General features: G+C 58.5%; 18 protein-coding genes and 2 tRNA genes. 6 read left to right on the top strand and 14 right to left on the bottom strand.

The genetic code is table 11. From position 1 onward, the window contains the following. Together NT137_04430 and NT137_04425 are read left to right on the top strand one after the other, a co-directional pair. On the top strand, positions 1–267 hold a 267-nt coding region (locus NT137_04430), incomplete at its 5' end, for a hypothetical protein (GenBank protein ID MCX6652584.1). Between the two features lie 85 nt (positions 268–352). Further along, positions 353–2,122: a ribosome biogenesis/translation initiation ATPase RLI gene (locus NT137_04425; protein MCX6652583.1), complete on the top strand. Its 1,770-nt coding sequence runs from the start codon at positions 353–355 to the stop codon at positions 2,120–2,122. Here NT137_04425 and NT137_04420 read toward each other — a convergent pair. Next, complete coding sequence (locus NT137_04420) at positions 2,110–2,763, bottom strand: DedA family protein (protein ID MCX6652582.1); 654 nt, start codon at positions 2,761–2,763, stop codon at positions 2,110–2,112. The two genes, NT137_04425 and NT137_04420, sit on opposite strands and share 13 nt — an antisense overlap. 117 nt (positions 2,764–2,880) lie before the next feature. On the opposite strand from NT137_04420, the gene NT137_04415 reads away from it, so the two are divergent. Next, positions 2,881–3,792 (top strand): PHP domain-containing protein, encoded by a 912-nt coding sequence (locus NT137_04415; GenBank protein ID MCX6652581.1) that lies wholly within the window; start codon positions 2,881–2,883, stop codon positions 3,790–3,792. Between the two features lie 6 nt (positions 3,793–3,798). Here NT137_04415 and NT137_04410 read toward each other — a convergent pair whose 3' ends face one another. From NT137_04410 to NT137_04390, 5 genes are all read right to left on the bottom strand, one after another. Further along, positions 3,799–5,196 carry a dihydrolipoyl dehydrogenase gene (locus NT137_04410; protein MCX6652580.1) on the bottom strand — a complete coding sequence of 466 codons (1,398 nt, stop codon included), beginning with the start codon at positions 5,194–5,196 and terminating at the stop codon, positions 3,799–3,801. A 63-nt stretch (positions 5,197–5,259) separates the two neighbouring features. Then, on the bottom strand, positions 5,260–5,586 hold the full coding sequence (locus tag NT137_04405) for a hypothetical protein (GenBank protein ID MCX6652579.1): 327 nt from the start codon (positions 5,584–5,586) through the stop codon (positions 5,260–5,262). 340 nt (positions 5,587–5,926) lie between these two features. After that, positions 5,927–6,001, bottom strand: a tRNA-Arg gene (locus NT137_04400). A 49-nt stretch (positions 6,002–6,050) separates the two neighbouring features. After that, a complete protein-coding gene (locus tag NT137_04395; protein ID MCX6652578.1) occupies positions 6,051–6,836 on the bottom strand; it encodes a peptidylprolyl isomerase in 786 nt (261 codons plus the stop codon). An 82-nt stretch (positions 6,837–6,918) separates the two neighbouring features. Continuing rightward, positions 6,919–8,037 (bottom strand): M42 family metallopeptidase, encoded by a 1,119-nt coding sequence (locus tag NT137_04390; protein ID MCX6652577.1) that lies wholly within the window; start codon positions 8,035–8,037, stop codon positions 6,919–6,921. Positions 8,038–8,205: 168 nt separating this feature from the next. Between NT137_04390 and NT137_04385 the strand changes: the two genes are divergently transcribed. After that, positions 8,206–8,282, top strand: a tRNA-Thr gene (locus tag NT137_04385). Positions 8,283–8,407: 125 nt separating this feature from the next. Here the strand turns inward: NT137_04385 and NT137_04380 are convergent. The 7 genes from NT137_04380 to argC all read right to left on the bottom strand — a co-directional run bounded on the left by NT137_04380 (position 8,408) and on the right by argC (position 15,333). Further along, a complete protein-coding gene (locus tag NT137_04380; protein ID MCX6652576.1) occupies positions 8,408–8,758 on the bottom strand; it encodes a cupin domain-containing protein in 351 nt (116 codons plus the stop codon). 10 nt (positions 8,759–8,768) lie between these two features. Beyond that, the gene (locus NT137_04375; protein MCX6652575.1) at positions 8,769–10,112 is read right to left on the bottom strand and encodes an acetyl ornithine aminotransferase family protein; all 1,344 of its coding nucleotides are present in this window, start codon (positions 10,110–10,112) and stop codon (positions 8,769–8,771) included. A 157-nt stretch (positions 10,113–10,269) separates the two neighbouring features. After that, on the bottom strand, positions 10,270–10,956 hold the full coding sequence (locus NT137_04370) for an ACT domain-containing protein (GenBank protein MCX6652574.1): 687 nt from the start codon (positions 10,954–10,956) through the stop codon (positions 10,270–10,272). Positions 10,957–11,005: 49 nt separating this feature from the next. Then, positions 11,006–12,190: an acetylornithine/succinylornithine family transaminase gene (locus NT137_04365; protein ID MCX6652573.1), complete on the bottom strand. Its 1,185-nt coding sequence runs from the start codon at positions 12,188–12,190 to the stop codon at positions 11,006–11,008. Positions 12,191–12,195: 5 nt separating this feature from the next. Continuing rightward, complete coding sequence (gene argB, locus NT137_04360) at positions 12,196–13,071, bottom strand: acetylglutamate kinase (protein ID MCX6652572.1); 876 nt, start codon at positions 13,069–13,071, stop codon at positions 12,196–12,198. Between the two features lie 9 nt (positions 13,072–13,080). Beyond that, complete coding sequence (argJ, locus tag NT137_04355; protein MCX6652571.1) at positions 13,081–14,310, bottom strand: bifunctional ornithine acetyltransferase/N-acetylglutamate synthase; 1,230 nt, start codon at positions 14,308–14,310, stop codon at positions 13,081–13,083. 3 nt (positions 14,311–14,313) lie between these two features. Further along, positions 14,314–15,333 (bottom strand): N-acetyl-gamma-glutamyl-phosphate reductase, encoded by a 1,020-nt coding sequence (gene argC, locus NT137_04350; protein MCX6652570.1) that lies wholly within the window; start codon positions 15,331–15,333, stop codon positions 14,314–14,316. Between the two features lie 261 nt (positions 15,334–15,594). On the opposite strand from argC, the gene NT137_04345 reads away from it, so the two are divergent. Together NT137_04345 and argH are read left to right on the top strand one after the other, a co-directional pair. Further along, entirely contained in the window at positions 15,595–16,866 is a 1,272-nt protein-coding gene (locus NT137_04345; protein MCX6652569.1) for an argininosuccinate synthase, read from the top strand. After that, positions 16,817–18,268 carry an argininosuccinate lyase gene (argH, locus tag NT137_04340; GenBank protein ID MCX6652568.1) on the top strand — a complete coding sequence of 484 codons (1,452 nt, stop codon included), beginning with the start codon at positions 16,817–16,819 and terminating at the stop codon, positions 18,266–18,268. The genes NT137_04345 and argH overlap by 50 nt, the downstream gene beginning before the upstream one ends. On the opposite strand, the gene NT137_04335 is transcribed toward argH, so the two are convergent. Further along, on the bottom strand, positions 18,255–20,276 hold the full coding sequence (locus tag NT137_04335) for an LUD domain-containing protein (protein ID MCX6652567.1): 2,022 nt from the start codon (positions 20,274–20,276) through the stop codon (positions 18,255–18,257). The genes argH and NT137_04335 overlap by 14 nt on opposite strands. Between the last annotated feature and the right edge of the window lie 6 nt (positions 20,277–20,282).

The following is a 20,282-nucleotide window of genomic DNA, read 5'->3' as shown; positions in this document are numbered from 1 at the left end:
TGGAACGCCCTATTAGGAGGAAAGAATTTGGTAGAAGTGGAAATGACCTTCGGTGTCCCCGACGAGATCGTCGCCGAGCTGAAGAAGAAGTATGCAGATGAGAAGGAGAACAACCTTCGTGTGACCAAGGCGAAGCCGTTGAACCCGCCCTACTATGCATGGGGGGACCCCCGCGCGAAGTTCGACGTCGTGAAGTTCGGCGGCAAGGAGTACTGGGTCTATAAGGTCACCAAAGGCAAAAACATGAACTGGGTTTACAGCCATTGAGCTGGCGAACCCACTTCTTCATCTTTTTCCTTTTTTCCAACTTACAATCACCTTTTTATCGGTCCTGCTTGTTGCTTGGTCTATCATGCGAATCGCCGTCCTGCTGAAGGACCATTGCCAGCCGAAGCGGTGCAACACCGAATGCCTCAAGTACTGCCCCAAGGTCCGCACGGGAGTTCAAACCGTGGTCATCGGGGATAAAGGCAAGCCAGAGATAGTGGAGGAACTGTGCGTCGGCTGCGGGATCTGCGTGCACAAGTGCCCCTTCGGGGCCATCAAGATCATCGGTCTGCCGGACGAGCTGGAAGGCGAGATCGTGCATCAGTACGGCTTGAACGGCTTTCGTCTGTTCCGGTTGCCCGTGCCCAAGTCCGGTTTGGTGACCGGCGTCCTCGGTCCGAACGGGATAGGTAAATCCACTTCGTTCCGGTTGCTCTCTGGCCAAGAGGTGCCGAACCTTGGTAATTACGAGAAGCCGCCGACCAAAGAGCAGGTGCTCGACCATTTTGCGGGCACCGAGCTCAAGGAGTTCTTGCAGCGAGTGTACGATGGCAAAGTGGCCACGGCCCTCAAGCCCCAGTACGTTGACAAGCTACCAGGCGTGCACAAGGGAATGGTGCACGAACTGCTGGACAAGGTGGCGGAGAGGATGACGGTGGGGGAGGTGGCGGAGATGCTGGAGCTGACAGAGGTGGTGAACCGGCCTCTGAGCGAGCTTTCTGGGGGGGAGCTGCAGCGAGTGGCCATCGCGGCGACCGTGCTCAAGGACGCGGACGTGTATTTCTTCGACGAGCCCTCCTCCTATTTGGACATCTACCAAAGGATCAAAGTGGCGAGGATCATCCATTCCCTCAGCCATGGCAAGCATGTCATAGTCATCGAACATGACCTGGCCATTCTCGATTTCCTGGCCGACAACGCCTATCTGGTCTATGGTAGCGAGGGAGCGTTCGGAGTGTATGCCCAGCCGAGGCAGGTGAGAGTGGCGATCAACACCTACCTTGATGGCTACATGAGGGAGGAGAACATCCGTTTCCGGGATTATCCCATCGTCTTCGAGGATCGGCCGCCGCGAGGTCAATGGCAGACGGTCTCATTGCTCGACTACCCAGAGATAGAGTGCGAATATCCTGGCTTCAAGCTGAAGGTGGAAGGGGGGACGATCCGGGTAGGTGAATCGGTGGGAGTGGTCGGACCGAACGCCATAGGGAAGACCACCTTCGTGAAGGTGCTGGCCGGAACACTGCAGCCTTCCTCCGGAGTGATCGAGAAGAAGGTGCCTGTGAGCTACAAGCCGCAATACATCAACCCGGAGTTCGAAGGCACGGTCAGTGACCTTTTCTACAATACGGTCAAGGACTTCTTCCACTCCAGTTTTTTCGAATCGGAGATCGCCAATCCCCTGACGATGAAGAACCTGTACGAGAAGCAGGTCGTCAACCTTTCCGGAGGGGAGCTGCAGCGGGTGGCGATTGCTCTCTGCCTGTCTCGAGAAGCGGATGTCTATCTGCTGGATGAGCCTTCCGCCTATCTTGACTCAAACCAGCGCATGGAGGCCGCCAAGACCATCCGTCGGGTGATGGAGAAACGGGGACGCAGCGCCCTGGTGGTGGACCACGACATCTACTTCCTGGACATGGTCTCGGACGCGATGATGGTATTCTCCGGGAAGCCGGGTTCGGAGGGTCTTGGCAGAGGGCCGTTCGAGATGCGCCGAGGCATGAATATGTTCTTGAGCGCTGTGGACGTCACTTTCCGTCGGGACAACGACACCAACCGACCGCGAATAAACAAGCCCGGTTCTCGCCTGGATAAGGAGCAGAAGGAGAAGGGCGAATACTACTACTCTGTCTGATCGCTCTTGAGTTCAGGAGGGCAGAACTCTGGCTTGCGCTTCCTCCTGCGTCGGTGGATGAAGAAGTAGATGATCGCTACCAATACCGCCAGCACCACCACCACCTCGAAGCCTCGGAACGCCCCTTCGATGCTTTGCCAGTTGGCTCCCAGCACGTAGCCGAGATACGTGAGGAAGAGGCACCAGGGCAGCGAGCCGATCGTGCTCAGGACAACGAACCGCCAAAAGGGCATCTTCGCTATGCCAGCTGGCAGGGATATGAAGGTACGAACCACAGGCAGCAGCCTGCTACCGAACACGGCCACATCGCCATACTTCCGGAACCAACGCTCACTGTTCTCGATTGACCTCTCACTGAGCAGCATGTACTTGCCATAACGGCAGATGAAGGCCCGCCCTCCGTGCTCTCCCACCTTGTAGGCGACCACCGACCCGAGGGTGCATCCCAGCGTTCCCATGAGCGTGACCAGGACGAGGTCCAGCTTGCCCTCGTACGCCAGCCAACCGGCGAAGGGCATCACGATCTCGCTTGGCACCGGTAGGCACGCGCTCTCCAATCCCATCAACATCACTATGCCCGGATAACCGAGGCCTTCGATGATGTCCTTGAGCACTTGCACGCCCCAGGCGATAAGGTCCATTGTGGCGGTGTAATGTGATTCCCACTTAAGCAATTTCGGCGTTCGCTCTTCTGGCCTTCAGGTAGGCAAGGGATTGGGGCGAATGCTTTTTAATGTGGTAGCCTTTTCCTCACCCAGATGCCAAGCCGGGCCGATCTGCACGTGCATACCAAATATTCTGGACTTGCCCGCCTCGGTTTCTTGAGATTCCCGGAGTCGGTGAACGAGCCTAGGGACGTGGTCAAGCAGGCGAACAGCGCTGGCCTGCAGGTGGTCTGCATCACCGATCACAACACCATCCACGGCGGTCTCAAGGCAAGCGAGACGGCCAAGGACTTCCCAGGGACGGAAGTGGTAATTGGGGAAGAGGTCAGCTCCTCGGACGGCGAGATCATCGGCCTGTTCCTGAACGAGGACGTGCCCAGGGGTTTGTCCGCCGCAGAGACCATCCAACGCATCCGGAGCCAAGGAGGTTTGTCGATCGCTCCGCACCCCTTCAGCATGCACGTGCCCGCCCTGGGTTTGAAGGTTGACCAATTGGACCTGGATGCGTTGGAGATCCTCAATGCAGGCCATGTGGACGGCTATGCCAACAAGAAGGCGGCCGACCATTGTCGCTCCGGCAGATGGGCAAAGGTGGCAGGCAGCGATTCGCACGCCCTCAACACCATCGGCTGCGCCCACACCATCTTCGAAGGTAGCAGGGCGGAGGACCTGAGGCGCGAGATCCTGGCCAAGCGCACTGACGTGGGCGGAGAACCGATGCCGATGTACAAGGTGGTGGCATGGAGCATGGGAGTGACCCTTGCCTCCGACCGTCTGATCCTCCGCTCATTCTTTGGCGGTCTAGATGATAGTGACAGCTTCAACCCCACCCTGAACAAGGTCAAGGAGATAGGTACTGGCAAGAAGCTGCTGGCCCTGATGGGTTCGCTCATTTACTTCACGCCCCCCGTACCATTCCTAGTGGGAATGATCGGGCAGAGGCACGTGCGAATCATGAATAGCGTGCCGGTCCACGAGGAGAATGGCTCGCGCGGCCTCCTCTGAGCGATCCTACCTCGAACGCTCGTGGTGGTGCTCTGGGTCCATGAGATTGGCGAAGGCATTGACCACCGCTTCGCTGAGCGCCGGATGTATGACCTGACTGCGAGCGATCGGGGTGTACGTCTGGTCAGCACAGTTCATAAGATAGACGATGGGTTGCAACAGTATCGAGGCTTGCGGCCCGACGATGCTCGCTCCCAGGATGCGCAATGTCTCCGCATCCACCAGGACCTTGACGAAGCTGTCCTCGTCCCCCATGGCGTAGCCTTTGGCGCAATCGCGGAACTTGCTGAAGCCGACGAAGTACTTGCGGCCACGCTTTCTGGCATCCGTCTCGATCATGCCTACGGAAGCGACCTCGGGATAGGTGAAGACAGCATGAGGCACCGCGTGCTCGTCCAGCTTCACCTTCACCTTGCCGAAGGCGTTGAACCAGGCCACGTCCGACTCGTAATTGGCGGTATGGCGGAACATGTGGCGTCCGATGACGTCCCCGAAGGCCCAGATGCCAGGCACCGAGGTCTCCAGGTACTCGTTCACCACCACGTAGTTCTTGGCGTCGGTCTTGATGCCCGCTGCGGATACGTTCAGCAGGTCGGCGTTGCTCTTCACTCCGGTGGTGAGCATGATCTCCTCGGCCTGCACCTGTTCGATCTTGCCTGATGCTCGGTCAAGGAATCGGACGGTCTTCCCTTCTTCCACACGCCGAACCTCTAACACATCCCGGTTGGTGCGGATCTGAACGTGCTCTCCCATTTTCGTCGCCACCAGATCGCTGACCTCTGGTTCCTCCCTAGGCAGGAGCGCCGGGTTGTGACCGACTATAGTGACCGCCGTTCCCAGAGCGGAGAAGAAGTGCCCGAACTCGCAGGCCTTGTGGCCCCCACCCAGGATGACCAGGCTCTTGGGTAGCCTGTCGATATCGAAGACGGTCTCCGATGTCAGGTAACCGGTCTCCGCCAGACCGGGTGTGTCCGGCACTGAGGTGCGAACGCCGCAGGCGATCATGATCTTGGGGGCGCGAATCTGCTCTGCCCCCGCCTGAAGGACCTTCGTGCCGACGAACTGCGCCCGCAAGTGGTAGAAATCCAATCCGGTATCTTGAGCCACCCCAGCCTCCATCTGCTTTCGGTCTTGGAGCACCAGGCTCCACATGCGCTCCCGGATCAGCTTGAAATCCACGCTCTCCACCCGGGCCATAACTCCGATGAGCTTGCCGTCCTCGATCTCCCTTATCAAGGTGGCGGGTTCGATCAGGATCTTGCTGGGAATGCAGCCCCGGTTGAGGCAGGTCCCTCCCAAAGGCCCATCCTCGACCACGGCGACCTTGAGATTGTGGCTCCGGGCCTTCGCGGCCACGTTCATGCCCGCGCCTGAGCCTATTACGATGAGATCATAATCCTTCATCTGGGAACGCTCCGGGCGACTATTGGAGATTGGTGGTCTTAATGACTCTTCGTCTCGCCGAGGTCAGAAGAACTCCACGCTGTTGCTCCCCGCCGCCTTGGCCAGGTTCTTTGACAACAGACCGGCCTCCATCCAGGCAGCGCAAAAGACCGCTGCGGGAACCAAGCAGGTGGCGCTCATCCTGGAATGCTTCACGCTCTCCCACACTTTGCTGTTGGCTTTATCCGTGAGGTCCGCTATTGAGAGCGTTTTGATCATTTCGACGAACTCCTTGACGTTGTCGCATTTGGTCTCCGCCGTGACCTCGAAGTTGCCGTCCGGAAGCATGACCACCTCGATCAGATGGACCTTGCCGCACACTTTCATGTTTACCTTGACCTGAGATGACATTCTTACTCCAGAATGTTGTTACGCAAGAAAATCCTTTGTCCACTCATTCTCTCATCTAATTAGTCAGAATTCTAAAGCCCGAACCTCACCGCATCCCGATACGTCCTAGACCTCTGCCTGATGTTCAAATGAATTGTCCGTATGGATGAGGGAATGATAGCCAGCAGGCTCACGGATGGCATAAAGGGGTCGAATATCCAGGAGTAATGTGTAGAAAGACCCATGCTAACATAGAAGAAGAGAGGTGTTGGACAAAAAAAGAAAAAAACAATCAAAGGGTTTATTGGCCCAATGCTTTTTTTAATTGAATCAGAATAATTGTCTGGCTAATAAGTGGGAGCGGGCGAGCGGGGATTCGAACCCCGGACCTGCAGCTTAGGAGGCTGCTGCCATATCCAGTCTAGGCCACTCGCCCTGGGAAGATAATGATCTGGAAAAGACGAGACCAGGGAAAGAAAAAGAGATCACTGGACCGGAAGCTCTTCCGGCTCGCGCTCCTCCTTACCCTCTTCCACCTTCTTCTCCTCGTCCTTCTTGATCTCCTCGTCCTTCTTGACGTACTCTTCGATGAAGCGAATGGTCTTCGCGCCAAGGGCTTCGCGCAGGTCGGCCACGATCTTGTACTTGACCAATACCCATTTCTGATCGTACTTGCAGACGTCCGGCACGACGATGTTGAAGCTCTCCCCTTCAATGGTCGGGACGAAGCCGTTCCCGGTGCCGTAGTCCATTTCCAGGAGCGCGAGCACCTTCTCCGCGTCCTCGATCAGCTTGCAGGTGACCTTGAACTTGTACTTCAGGCTCTTGCCAGCGAAACGGCGGTTGAAGTCCACCCGGACGATGCGGGGGGTGATGCCGGTGATGATCCCCACCCGGTTCTTGATATTGACATCCATGCCGATCTTCGGTTCGATCTCCTGGCGCAGGAATTCGCGCACCGGGATCTGTTCCACCAGCTTGGGGTCTCGGGGGCCGGCAGCCTTCTCCGGGGCGATATCGACCTCACGCTCCTCATCCACGTAAGAGTTCATGATGGCCTCGTCCAGTCCTTCGAACAGCCGGCCGGAGCCGACCAGCACCGGGATCGGACCGTAGGTGACGTTCTCGTTGAACAGCCCGCTCTCCTTCGCTACCTCGGCGATGGAGGTGTCGAACATCTCGTTGCTGTCAGCGATCCAAGCACTGTATTCCAGGCGGACTATGTCTCCCTTGTTGATCTTGATGGTCTTCTCGATCTTGTCATCGGACATAAGCTTCACCAGTAGGGGCTATTAGGCAGGATTCGTCATTTGTTAATCGCTCTTATATCTTTTGGTGCTTGGCCACCTTCTTTCAGATGGCTGTGAGCGAATCCACCTTCTTGCGGTCCAGGACCTTGATCAGCTCTTTGACCGCCCGAAGTCCACCCTCTACGTCCACCATGTCGATGACGCCCACGTGGGAATGCATGTGCCTCATGGCCACTCCGATGACGATGCTCGGGCAGCCGATGTTGGACTGATGGATCTGCCCCGCGTCCGTTCCCCCTCCGATGGTGTGCGTCAGCTGGTACGGTATCTTGTTCTTCTCACATACGGAGATGGCTAGCTCCTTCAGAGGCTGGTTCGGGATCATGCTGGCATCGAATGTGGTGATGGCGATGCCCTCGCCCATTTTGGCGGGGGCCATATGCGGCTCGATGCCTGGCACATCACCCGCCACGTCGACGTCGAGCACGATCGCCACGTCAGGCTTCACATAACTTGCGGCGGTGCGCGCACCCCTGAGGCCAACCTCTTCCTGGACCGTGGCGGCAGCGATGACTCGATTGGGGTGTTTGACCTTTCCCTCTTTCAGCTCGCGCATCAGCTCTGCGGCCATGTAAGAAGAGATACGATTGTCGAAGGCCTTGCCGAAGATGAGCGTCCGTTCACCGTTCCCCTTTCCATCCTTGAAGGCCTTCTTGGTGATGCTGTAGAAAGAGGAATCCGGGACGACCGCGTCCCCGATGCGGATGCCCATGGCCTCCGCCTCCTCTCGGTTCGACGCTCCCACGTCGATGAACATCTTGTCCTTGGTTATGACCTTCTTGCGGTCCTCCGCGTCCATGACATGGGGCGGCTTGCATGCGACCAGACCGCGCACCATGCCTTTTCTCGACATGATCTTGACCCTCTGACCCAGAAGCACCTGATCGAACCAACCCCCAAGCTGATGGAAGCTCAGGTATCCTATGGGGTTGATGGCAGTTATGATGAACCCGATCTCATCGATGTGCGCGGGGATGAGCACGGTCGGACCTATTTTGTTCCCGACCCTCTCGAAGAACAGGTTGCCGAGCTTGTCGTTGTAGATCTTGTCGGAGTATGGGGCCAGGTATTCCTTCATAAGTAGGATGGGCTCGCGCTCGAAACCTGAGGGACCGGAACTGTTGCATAGCTTCTCCAGAAACTTCATCGCTTTGCTGTCCATCTCGAATCATCTTCCGTTGCGAATATGGCGGGGAATGCGAAGCCACCGGTAATATACCTTGCCAATGTCAATAACTGGCATGCTTGCATGACTCTCCTGTATTGGAGAATCCAAGGGACCTAGACAAGAAAAATGATAAATCCCTGGTGTCGCCTAGGAGGCGACAAGGCCACCATAGCTCAGTCTGGCAGAGCGGCTGACTTGTAATCAGCAGGTCGGGAGTTCAACTCTCCCTGGTGGCTCCATCACCTTCAATCGATTCTGGGGAACGACACACGAGCAATGAGGAGGTAGAAGCGAACAGGAGGCATTGGGACGAAGTGATCGCCGTTCATGTTGCGCGCTCGCAAACCTTGAGAATCAGAGAGATTCAATTCATCCAAACCGTGTCTTCTGGACAGAAGCCGACCTTAATGACCAGAATCCTGAATGCAGAATCGATGATGGGGTTCCCATGCACGTCGCCCGGCTCGCAGACCAGCACGTCTTCGGGCTCCATGATCACCGCCTTCCCGTTGATCTCGAACAATGCCCGGTCCAGAGCGAAGAATATCTCCGTGGTGTGCTCATGGTAGTGCTGCGGGACCTTTTCGCCTGCATGGAACCTGACCTCCTGAATGAAAGAACCAGGGATGCCGAGCTGCTTCTCCTCTAGAAGCACGCGCTTGTCGTAGCCTTTGCCCTCGGCCCACTCCCTCTTCGCGGAACGGTAGAGCTTCATCCCGCTCCGCTCACGACCTTCCCTTGGAAACGTCTCGTATCGCGCCCTCCAGGATGTCCACGCCCGTGTCAATCTGCTCCAAGCTCGTGGTCAGCGGTGGTATGTAGCGGATGGCGGACCGGCCGCAGCCGAGAAGGATCAGGCCTCGCTTGAACGCCATGTCTTCGATCTCATCTCGCTCTTTGACAGCGTACTCCTTGGTCTTGCGGTCCTTGACGAACTCTGTGGCCTGCATCAGGCCGAAGCCCCGCACGTCGCCGATGATCTCGTATCTATCCTTCAGCTCCTCAAGGCGCTTGCGCAGGTGCTTCCCCTTCTTCTCCGCCTGCTTGATGAGCCCTTCCTCCTCGATGACATCGAGAGTGGCCAGAGAGGCTGCGCATGCCAGGGCGTTGCCGCCAAAGGTGTTGGAATGTGCCCCTTTCTTCCCCCAATCCAGTTCCCTGCGGAAGATGGTGGCGGCGATGGGCAGGCCCGAGCCCAGGGCCTTGGCGGAGCACAGCACGTCCGGAACGACCCCGTGATGCTCGATGGCCCACATCTTGCCCGTCCGGCCGATTCCAGCCTGCACCTCATCATCCACAAGTAGAATGCCGTGCTTCTTGCACATGAGGGCCATGTGCTGCACGAACTCCTTCGGCGGAACGATGTACCCTCCTTCACCCTGGATCGGCTCCATGAACAGCGCGGCGACCTCCTCGGGCGGGAGCATGGTATCGAAGTAGACCTCTTCCAGGATCTTTCCGCACCAGATGTCACAGCGGGGATACTCGAGATGGTAGGGGCAACGGTAGCAGTTGGCGAAGGGGATATGGGTCACACCGGGCACCTTGGGGAAGTAACGCTCCTGCTGCACCCTCTTGCTAGCGGTGAGCGATAGCGCCCCGAATGTGCGTCCGTGGAACGCCCCGAAGAAGGAGATGTACTGTTTCCGCTGCGTGGACCAGCGGGCGACCTTCATAGCCGCCTCGATGCTCTCGGCCCCGGAGTTGCTGAAGAATACTTTCTTCCTCTCGCTTCCCAAAGAGATCGAACAAAGCCTCTTGGCCAGTCTCGACTGGACGTCGTAGTAGTAGTCGGTGCCGGCGAAATGGCTGAACTTGGCCAGCTGATCGCAGACCGCCTTGGTGACCCGCGGATGCGAGTGACCGACGTTCAGCACCGCCACGCCGCTTGCGAAATCCAAGTAGCTGTTGCCGTCCACGTCCCAGACCACTGAGCCTTGAGCTCTCTCCACCGCCAAAGGAGAGGCTTTGGTAGAGGTAGCGAGGTACTCCGTGTCCACGCTGATGATCCCTTTCGCCCTCGGGCCTGGGGGCTCTACCTTGATGTCTGGAACCTTGGCCATGGTCATTCCTCAACGCTGACAATCTCATGCCATTGCGGCTATATGATGCTTGTCGAATATTCGAAAAACGCATGGCTCTGCGCGGAATGCCAGAGGAACCGATGTCCGCTGAGTGTCAAGAATGCCCTTCGAAAATCGTAACTAGCTGCGAATTGCGCAGAGCCTACTCTTCCGTGTTCTCCACTTCTTCCGCGGACTCGATTATCTTGGTTAGAAGGGAATAGCCACAGATCATGTCCGCCTCGTTGACGATGAAGATGGTGTCGGTGTAGCAGCTGACCGTCTCCACCACATTGACGTTGTTCTCGGCCAGGTTCGAGGCCAGGAAGGCGAAGACCCCGCTCGTCTCCACGATCCGTTCTGGCGATTTGACCGTGATCTCGACCAGGTCCTGCCTGACCTTGAGGACGTTCTCCCGGCCGACCGCGTTCACCACTTCGCTCTTCAGCTTCTCGTCGGCGATGATCGTGATGGCCTGTGCCCCCTGGATCACCTGCATGATGGCCTTCTCGTTGATGAGCTTCTGGAAGACCGTCCCGAGACGCTGCAGCACGGTCCAGTCGTTCTTGGCGGTGACGATGCAGATCTTGGTCTTCACCTCCAGGCGGCTGCCGGCCAAGATGCGAAGGATGTCGCGCTCGTGGTCCCGCTTGGCCAGTTTGACGGCGTAGCGGCGGCAGGCGATCATGACCGCCTCTTCGTTCTTGATACCCCGGTCCTTCATGATCTGGCGAGCGAGGGATGAGTAGTTGATGAGGTCCTTGGAGATGCAGTCCTTGATGGAAGGATGAGCGTCGATGTAGGCGCGCGTCCGCTCGGCTACACTTTCCTTCTGGGCCTGCTCCTTCATAAGGAGAGAACGAAAAGAGTGACGGTATTAAAGCTTTTACATCTCCCATTCACGGCCTGGTCAGGAAGGATTCCAGGGTCATGTTGAAGGCCTTGATCGATTGATCGCTGATGATCAATGGAGGCACGAGCCTGATGACATTTCCATGCACCACATTGACCAGCTGCTTGCGCCCGAAGGCGTACCTTTGCAGCTCCTTTGCCCGTTCGCCCTCCATCTCGATGCCGATCATCAGGCCCTTTCCACGCACCTCTTTGACCATTGACTTGTCCTTGGCGATCGAGCGCAGCCTGGCCATCCATTCCTCGCCTTTGAGGGCGGAGCGCTCCACCAGCTTCTCCTGCTTGAGGGTGCGGATGACCGCCGTGGCCACCGCGCATCCGAGGGGGTTCCCTCCGAAGGTGGTGCCGTGCAAGCCAGGCGTGAACGTTCTGGATATCTCGAGCGAGGATACGATGGCACCGATGGGATATCCCCCTCCCAATGCCTTGGCCATGGTGACCACGTCGGGCACGATGCCATAGTGTTCGAAGCCGAACCAGCGGCCAGTGCGACCGAAACCGGTCTGCACCTCATCCATGATCATCAATGCCCCGGTATCGGTGCAAAGGTCGCGCGCGGTGCGCATGAATTCCCGGCTGGCCAGGACTATGCCTCCCTCACCTTGCACCGACTCCAGTATCAGGCCGGCGGCCTCCTTCGTCACCGCCGACTTGAGCTGCTCGATGCTTCCATAGTCCACGAATTGGAAAGCCTTCGAGAGAAGCGGCTCGAAGCCCGCCTGGTACTTGACTTGTCCCGTGGCAGAGAGAGCGCCGGCGGTACGACCGTGGAATGAGTTCTTGGTGGCGATGAACTTCGTCCGTCCCGTCCTCTTGAAGGCGAGCTTGAGCGCCGCCTCGTTCGCCTCGGCGCCGCTGTTGACGAAGAGCGACACGCTCAGCGGCCAAGGCACTATGGATGCTATGGCCTCCCCCAACTCCGCCTGCTCTTTGACGTAATAGAGGTTGGAGACGTGCACCAGCTTGCGCACTTGGCTAGTGACCGCCTCGACGATGGCGGGATGATTGTGACCCAGGACGTTCACGGCGATCCCGGCCACGAAATCTATGTAGCGGCAGTTGCCTAGATCGAACAGGTACTCGCCTTCTCCTCGTTCAAAGCAGATATCCTCCCTGGCATAGTTCTGGAACAGGTAGGACGCGTACAGCTGCTTCACATCTTCCAGCATCATCTTCTTCACTCCTGACCGAGCACCACTCTAGTACCGTGATAATCCCCGGATAGCAACTGATGCACTATCGAACCTTTCTCCTTGCCGTCGATCATGTGCGCCACCTTCACCCCTCCTTCGACAGCCAATTGACAGGCTTCCAATTTTGGAATCATGCCTTCGCTCGCGATCCCTTGGCGTTCCAATTCCGCGATGTTCGATGTCCTCAGGATCGGGATCACCGTCTCTGCCTTCCCGAACTCGCGCATGAGCCCTGGCACGTCCGTGATGAGGACGAGCTCCTCCGCTTTGACGGCCATGGCGATGTGCGCGGCGGCCGTGTCTGCATTGACGTTCATGAGCTGCCCGTCCCTCTGCACGCATATTGGATAGATGACCGGCACGAAACCGCTTTCGCACAGCTGTAGGATGCGCGACGGTTCGACCCTGGTGATCTCTCCCACGAGCCCCAGGTCCACTTCGACATCCTTGCCGTCCTCGTCCTTGACCCGAGCAGGCGCCATCTTCCGACACTGGACCGAATCGCCCTCCGCGCCCATCATCCCGGTGGCCTGCAGACCAGCACGCTTCAAGGCGCTTACGATGGAGACGTTGATGGCCGAGAGCACGTCCATCGCCACTTCGAGCGTCATCTCATCGGTCACCCGCAGACCGGACACCTTCTTCACCGGCAGCCCCCGCCGCTTCATCTCCTCGGAGATCTCCGGTCCTCCTCCATGGACGACGATGGGTCTCAGACCTTCTCCCTTCAGGATAGCGACCTCCGCAGCGAAAGCGTCCATGCGCTCCACCCCCGCGATCGAACTGCCGCCGATCTTGATGACGACCTTCTTTCCCGCAAGCGTCCCTGCGCGCGGATGAAGTTCTTTTTCCCCATTCATCCTGAGGCCTCAGGTGGTATAGGAGGCATTGATATGCACATATTCGTAGCTCAGGTCGCAGCCCCAGGCCTCTCCTTTTCCATTGCCGACACCCAGCTCCAGCAGGACCATGATACGCTTCTCACGGAGGATCGCTCTGGCCACGTTCTCGTCCGGCGATCCGGGGATGATGACCGGCGAACCCTGCTCGAACAGAACGACGGTCCGGCCGTTCTTCAGGGTCAGCTTCACTTTAGAGATGTCGAACTCGCTGCCCGAGTTGCCCAATGCGGCAAGAATGCGCCCGAAGTTCGGGTCCGCCCCGAACACCGCTGCCTTGACCAGGTTCGAAGCGACCACGGACCGGGCCGCCACCCGGGCCTCATTGTCGTCCTTTGCGCCTGTGACCACCACCTCGATGAGCTTGGTCGCTCCCTCGCCGTCGACCACCACCGCCTTGGAGAGCGATTGGGCGATGTGCAACACCCCCTCCCAAAGGGCGGGGTCATCATCCGCCGGGGCTCCGCCAGCCGCGCTATTGGCCATGAAGGCGGAGATGTCGTTGGTGCTTTGGTCCCCGTCCACATTGATGACGTTGAAACTGGAATCCATGATCCTCTGCCACTGTATGCTCACATCCCCCTGGACGCAGGCGTCGGTGGTGATGAAGCTGAGGGTCGTGGCATGCATAGTGCGCATGGCAGGCGATATCATGCCGCTGCCCTTGGCTATGCCCGCGATGGTGGCTACGGTGCCATCGCGCAGGGTGACATGGCAGGCGAAGCTCTTCACCCTGGTGTCGGTGGTCATGATGGCCTTGGCCGCCTCCATGTCCGCCTCGGTGCCCCGGTCCAACTGCTTGACCGCCTGGACGATGCCCGATGTCACCTTGTCCATCGGCAGGAAGCGTCCGATCACTCCTGTTGAAGCAACACCCACCTCTATTGGTTCGAGACCAAGAGGCAGAGCGACCGACGTCCGCATGGCCTCCGCATCCTCGATGCCCTTGGGCCCGGTGAGAGCGTTGGCATTCCCGGAGTTGATAACGAAAGCCCGGAGGGTGCGCGGGCTATCCCTGATCATGACCTCGATGGGCGCGGCCCTAGCCTTGTTCTGCGTGTAGGCCATGGCCGCCACTGCCGGCATCTCGGTGTAGATCACCGCCAAATCCAGCTTATCCTTCTTGATGCCACACTTGACCCCCGCCGCTTTGAAACCCTTGGGCGAGGTGATGCCCCCTTCAATGACCTGCACGCTCATCTCTCACACCCCCAGTCCTGGAAAGTCCAGACCCATCTTCTCCGACAGACCGAACATCACGTTGGCGTTCTGCACCGCCTGGCCGCTCCCTCCCTTCACCAGGTTGTCCAGAGTGCTCATGACAACCACGCTGTCCTTTCCTGTCAGCTCGAGGCCAATCTCGCAGAAGTTGGATCCGACCACATTTGGAATAGAAGGAACGGACACCACGCGCACGAAGTGTTTCCCGTGATAGAACTCGTCGTAGGCAGCCCTAAGCTCCTCCTTTTTCATCTTCCGCTTGAGGCGAACGTAGGAGGTGCAAAGCATTCCCCGAACGATGGGCATGAGATGAGGGGTGAACACCACGTCCACTGAGGTACCAGAGAGCCGCTCCAGCACCATCTTGATCTCCGGTGTGTGGCGGTGGCATCCCACTTTGTAGGGGATCAAAGTCGCACCGCAGGTAGGATGATGGGTCATCTTCGTTGGTTCCTGACCCGCTCCCGAGGTACCGCTCTTGGCGTCCACAATGGCTCTTCCTTCGACGAGACCGAGCGCGAACAGAGGGGCTAGGCCAAGCAAGGAACAGGTGGGATAGCATCCTGGGTTGGCGACCAGTTGCGCTCCTTTGACGCTCTCGCCGAAAAGCTCGGGGATGCCGTAGACGGCCTCATCCAGATTGCTGGGGTCCTTGTGCTTCAGTCCATACCATCTCTCGTACAGCGAGGGGTCCGGGAGGCGATAGTCGCCGCTTAGGTCGATGATCCTCGCTCCCTTCCTGAGCATATCGGGCACGATACCCATGGAAGCCCCGTGGGGAGCAGCCACGAACACCAGGTCGTACTTGGAGCTGGCGGACAGGCTCTCTTCGAAGCGCAGGTCCACGAACCCTTCGAGGTTCGCATGGATCTGTGACACCTTGGTCCCCACCAGCTGCCTGGAAGTAATCGCCTCAAGCATGATCTTAGGATGACGGCATAGAAGGCGAGCTAGTTCTCCTCCAGTATAGCCGGAACCGCCGACGATGGCTGCCTTGATCATTGGTCTTTCCTCTTCGATCCTTCTCCATCTGCATCTAGCTTGCCAGGTGAGGATGGGGTCGGAAATATGAAGTCTGCCGATTAAGAGGTTCTATTAAAATCGTGATGACCGATTCTAGACATTTGAGCGCAGCCCTGTTTTCGCAGCGACGGTCGATATCTGGCCCAAGGCGTGTCTCGTGTGAGACTTCAGCGTCGGATGTCTGTCGGAAGGTCGGCAACAAGCCTTAATAAAGATGCCCAAGTAGCACCGAAGATTTCAATGGAATCCAGCAAGTCAGAGCGCAAGAAGGTGGTGCTCGCTTACTCGGGCGGATTGGACACCTCGGTGGCCATCCGCTGGCTTCAGGATAAGTACAAGGTAGATGTCATAGCCGTCTCGGTCGATATCGGCCAGCCGGGCAACATGCAGGAGAACATCGACCGGGCGAAGAAAATCGGGGCGGTCAAGGCCTACGCCATCGATGCTCAGGAGGAGTTCGTGGAGGAGTACTGCTTCCCCGCCCTCAAGGCCAACGCCATGTACGAGGGTTCGTATCCCGTATGCACCTCCATCGCTCGCCCGTTGATCGCCAAGTTGCTTGTGGAAGTGGCCAGGAAGGAGGGAGCGTCCTACATTGCCCACGGTTGCACCGCCAAAGGGAACGACCAAGTTCGCTTCGACGTTTCCATCGGCGCTCTGGCACCGCACATCGAGATCATAGCCCCCATGCGGGAATGGGTCATGACCCGGGAGGAGGAGATAGAGTACGCCCGGGTGCACAAGATACCTATCAAGGTAAAGAAAGAGAGCCCCTACTCCACTGATGAGAACCTCTGGGGACGGAGCGTGGAATGCGGCGTTCTGGAGGATTCCTATCACGAGCCGCCGGAGGACGTGTTCGAGTGGACCTGTTCCCCGAACGATGCCTCTGAGGAGCCAGATTACATCGAGATCGGTTTCGAGAAGGGCATCCCGGTCAGCTTGGACGGAGTCAGGATGAAGCCGGTGGAATTGGTGAGGACCTTGAACGCCCGGGCGGGGAAGCAAGGGGTGGGCCGCATCGATCACATAGAAGATCGGCTGGTCGGCATAAAGTCCAGAGAGGTATACGAGTGCCCTGCCTCATTCACCCTCATAACGGCGCACCGGGACCTGGAGAAGCTCGTGCTTCCGAAGGACGTGCTGGCGTTCAAGCAGGGAGTAGAGCAGAGGTACTCACAGCTTGCTTATGATGGGCTCTGGTTCAGCACGCTCAAGGTTTCGCTCGATGCCTTCGTGGAGAAGACGCAGGAGTATGTGACCGGAACGGTCAGGATCAAGTTCTTCAAGGGAAGCGCAGTGGTCGTGGGACGCACTTCGCCGTACTCCATGTACGATATCGGACTGGCGACGTATGCCAAAGGGGATCAGTTCGATCATAGCTGCGCCAAGGGCTTCATTTATGTCTGGGGACTGCCATTGAAGACCGTCGCCGCAGCGCACAAGGAGAAGGTGGATGTAGGTGAGCAAACAGGTCCTGTGGTCGGGGAGATTCAGACGAATAGCGAGTGATCAGACGCTCGCATACACCTCTTCCATCTCTGTCGATCACCGCCTGGCCTGGTATGACGTCGTGGGCTCGGTGGCCCACGCGCAGATGCTGGGGCGGCAGGGCATCCTGCCCCAGGTCGATGTCGACAAGATAGTGAAGGGATTGCGTTCCATCCTGAAGCAGATCGAGCAGGGACAGCTGACATTATCAGAGAAGCTGGAGGACGTCCACACCAACATCGAGTTCCTGCTCACCGAGAGCATCGGAGAGGCAGGGGCGAGACTGCATACCGCCCGTTCCCGCAATGACCAAGTGGCGACGGACCTCCGCATGTATCTAAGGGATGCGACCCTGGAGGCAGTGGAGCTGGTCGGGGCTCTGCAGCTCACGCTCATCAAGAGAGCAAAGGAGAACCTGGAGACCGTGATGCCCGGCTTCACGCACATGCAGCACGCTCAGCCAGTGAGTTTGGCGCACCACTTGATGGCGCATGAGGCCCGGTTGCAGCGCGATGCCTCGCGCTTCCTCGACTCCTACCAGAGGCTCAACCTCTGCCCCCTGGGAGCAGCGGCTCTAGCCGGCACAACCTACCCCATCGACCGACACCACACAGCCAAAGTCTTGGGGTTCGCGGCCCCGACAAGCAACTCCATGGACTCGGTGAGCGATCGCGATTTCGCGGCGGAGCTGTTGTTCTGCTGTGCCAGCACCATGACCCATCTCTCCTCCATGAGCGAGGAATTGGTGATCTGGTCCTCGCCTGAGTTCGGGTTCGCCGAGGTGAGCGACGCCTACGCTACTGGGAGCTCAATAATGCCACAGAAGAAGAACCCGGACGTGGCCGAGCTGATGCGTGGACGTTCCGCCCGGGTCATCGGGGACCTAGGTTCGATGCTCGTCCTGCTCAAGGGATTGCCATTGACCTATAACCGCGATCTGCAGGAGGACAAGGCGCTGACGTTCTCAACCTTGGACGTGCTGCTCCCCAGTCTGGAGATCGCCGAGGGCATGTTCTCGACGGTCGAGTTCGACCGGGAGAGGATGCTCGCGGCCTGCGAGCGGGGCCACCTGAACGCCACCGAGCTCGCGGACTATCTCGTGACCAAGGGCATCCCCTTCCGTACGGCGCACGAGATCACTGGCAGAGTGGTACGGAAGGCCATCGACCAAGGGAAGAGACTCGAGGAGATGAGCCTGGCAGAGATGCGAAAGTATAGCGACCGCATCGAGGAAGACATCTATCAGGTGCTTCCGCTGAGGAGCTGCATGGACCGCCGGTGCTCCTATGGAGGGACTTCGCCCGTGACCGTGCGCAGGCAGATCGAACGGGCGGAGGATGAGGTAATGGCCACTCGCACCAAAGCAAGAAAGGAGAAGCGGAGACTGCTGCGCGCATACTCCCGACTGCTCACGAAGGAATGAGCCGCGACTCCAGGAAGCTCACTAGGTCGTCCACTTCCAGCTTGTTCTCATCGCCCCTCTGGCAATCGCGGAGGTTCGCCTCGCACCACGGACAGGCGGTCAGCAGAAGCTGCGCCCTTGTCTCCTGTGCCTGAGCGATGCGCTTCGCGCCGATGGAGGTCGCCAGCCGCGGGAAGGCGGTCTTCACGCCCCCTCCTGAACCGCAGCACACGGACCGAGCGCGGTTCTCGCCCATCTCCACCAGTTCCACCCCGGGCATCGACCTCAGCATATTCCGGGGAGCTTCGAACACCTTGCCATGACGGCCCAGGTCACAGGGGTCATGGTAGGTGACTTTGACAGGTGCACCACCAAAGCGCAGCCTGCCTTCCTCCAGTAGAAGGGCGAGCGTCTGGGTGACGTGCTCGACCTCCATCTTGAATCCATCGACTTCGTCTCGATAATGGGAAAGGGCATTGAAGCAACCAGGGCAGGCGGTGATCACCTTGCTGGCGCCAGAGGCCAATATCTTCCTGACGTTCTCGTCCCGCACCCGCTCGTAGGCCTCTCGCTGCCCGGTCTTCAGAAGCACTGAACCGCAGCACAGCTCCTCACCAGCAAGATAGGAAACATCCAAACCGCCGCGGCGAAGCAGGGCGATGGTGCTTCGAGACACCTCTGGGCTGAGAAGCGAATGCGAGCAACCGGCGAAATAGAGCACCGGGCCTTTGTCTTTCAGCTCCAATCCCCGGGCCCACTTCGCCCTCATCGCCCTGGGCTGCATCCAGGGGTTGTGATAGTTGCGCACGCTCTTGGCCAGGACGTCGTGCTCCGGCGCCAACGGGCCTAGGCCATTCACAGCCGATGTTCTGGTCTCACGCATGAGCTTAGGGATATCGATGCTCACCGGGCACATCTCAGTGCAGAGCCCGCAGCTCGTGCACAGCGCCAGACCGCCTTTGACCGAGGACTCCATGGAATCGGTGCTGGCGGTGAAGCACACGCCCCTCCCCCCTAGGTGGGCGGGCCCTCCGAACTCCTTCCCCACGATGTCATACACCGGGCAACGGAGCAGACAGCTGCCGCAGTTGATGCAATCCAGTATTTCCTCGTCCGGCACTGAGGAACGTCCGTTGTCCACCAAGACCACGACCACCTCCTCCGGCCCGTGCATGCCGTAGAAGGTCTTCTTCTCGATGTCCGCGGTCATGCTTGGTCCACTGATGACGTTGATATACTGGCTGACCAGTTTGCCGGTGGCGTAATAGGTCTGCAGCTTTGCCAGGTTGATGGCCTCATCCAGGTCGGGCACGACCTTGTCCGTGGCGGTGACGATGATATGCTTGAGCGGACGGCGGGCGCATTCCGCCGCATTTCCCTCGTTGTGGATTATGAGCGCCGCCCCTTCCTCGGCGGTCAGATAGTTGGCACCGGTGATGCCTATCTTCGCCTTGTCGATGTATGACCGGACCTCATCCCGGATGATGTGGGTCAGTATCTCCGGGTCGGGATCGATATCCTCTCCGAAGTGCTTGCCCATGATCTCCGCCACCTGGTAACGGGTGAGGTCCACGGCCGGACCTGTAGGATGTGCTGGCTTCCTTCCGGCGATCTGAATGATGCGGTCCCCGGCATCTGTCTCGATGACCTTCTTGCCGTGCTTCTCTAGGAACTTGGTGAGCTCTATCTCCTTGGTGACGTTGGACTTCGACTTGACGACCAGAACCTCATCCCCGAGCTCGCGCAGCACCGCCTCCTGGGCCTCCGCCCTGGAGAATGGACCGAGCACGCGTAGGCGGTTCGCTCGCATGCGTTCCATCGCCTGCGCCAAGAGCTTCCCGTCCGCAAGAGAGAGGCGACGGACGTCCTTCGCCCTCTTCCTCCGCCCCTCCAGGTCCGATATCTTCGAGACGTTCTCCTTTTGACGGTCGATCGTGGTCCTGAAGGCCGCCCGCATCCCATCCAGGGAATGGGGGTCGTCCACGCACCTATCGATGCGCTTCCTCCATGCTATGTCTTCGGAGCGCATGCCATT

The organism is Methanomassiliicoccales archaeon (genome assembly GCA_026394375.1).
GTDB lineage: Archaea > Thermoplasmatota > Thermoplasmata > Methanomassiliicoccales > UBA472 > JAJRAL01.
The sequence above is the reverse complement of the archived record's forward strand: the minus strand, read 5'-3'. Positions and strand labels throughout refer to the sequence as shown.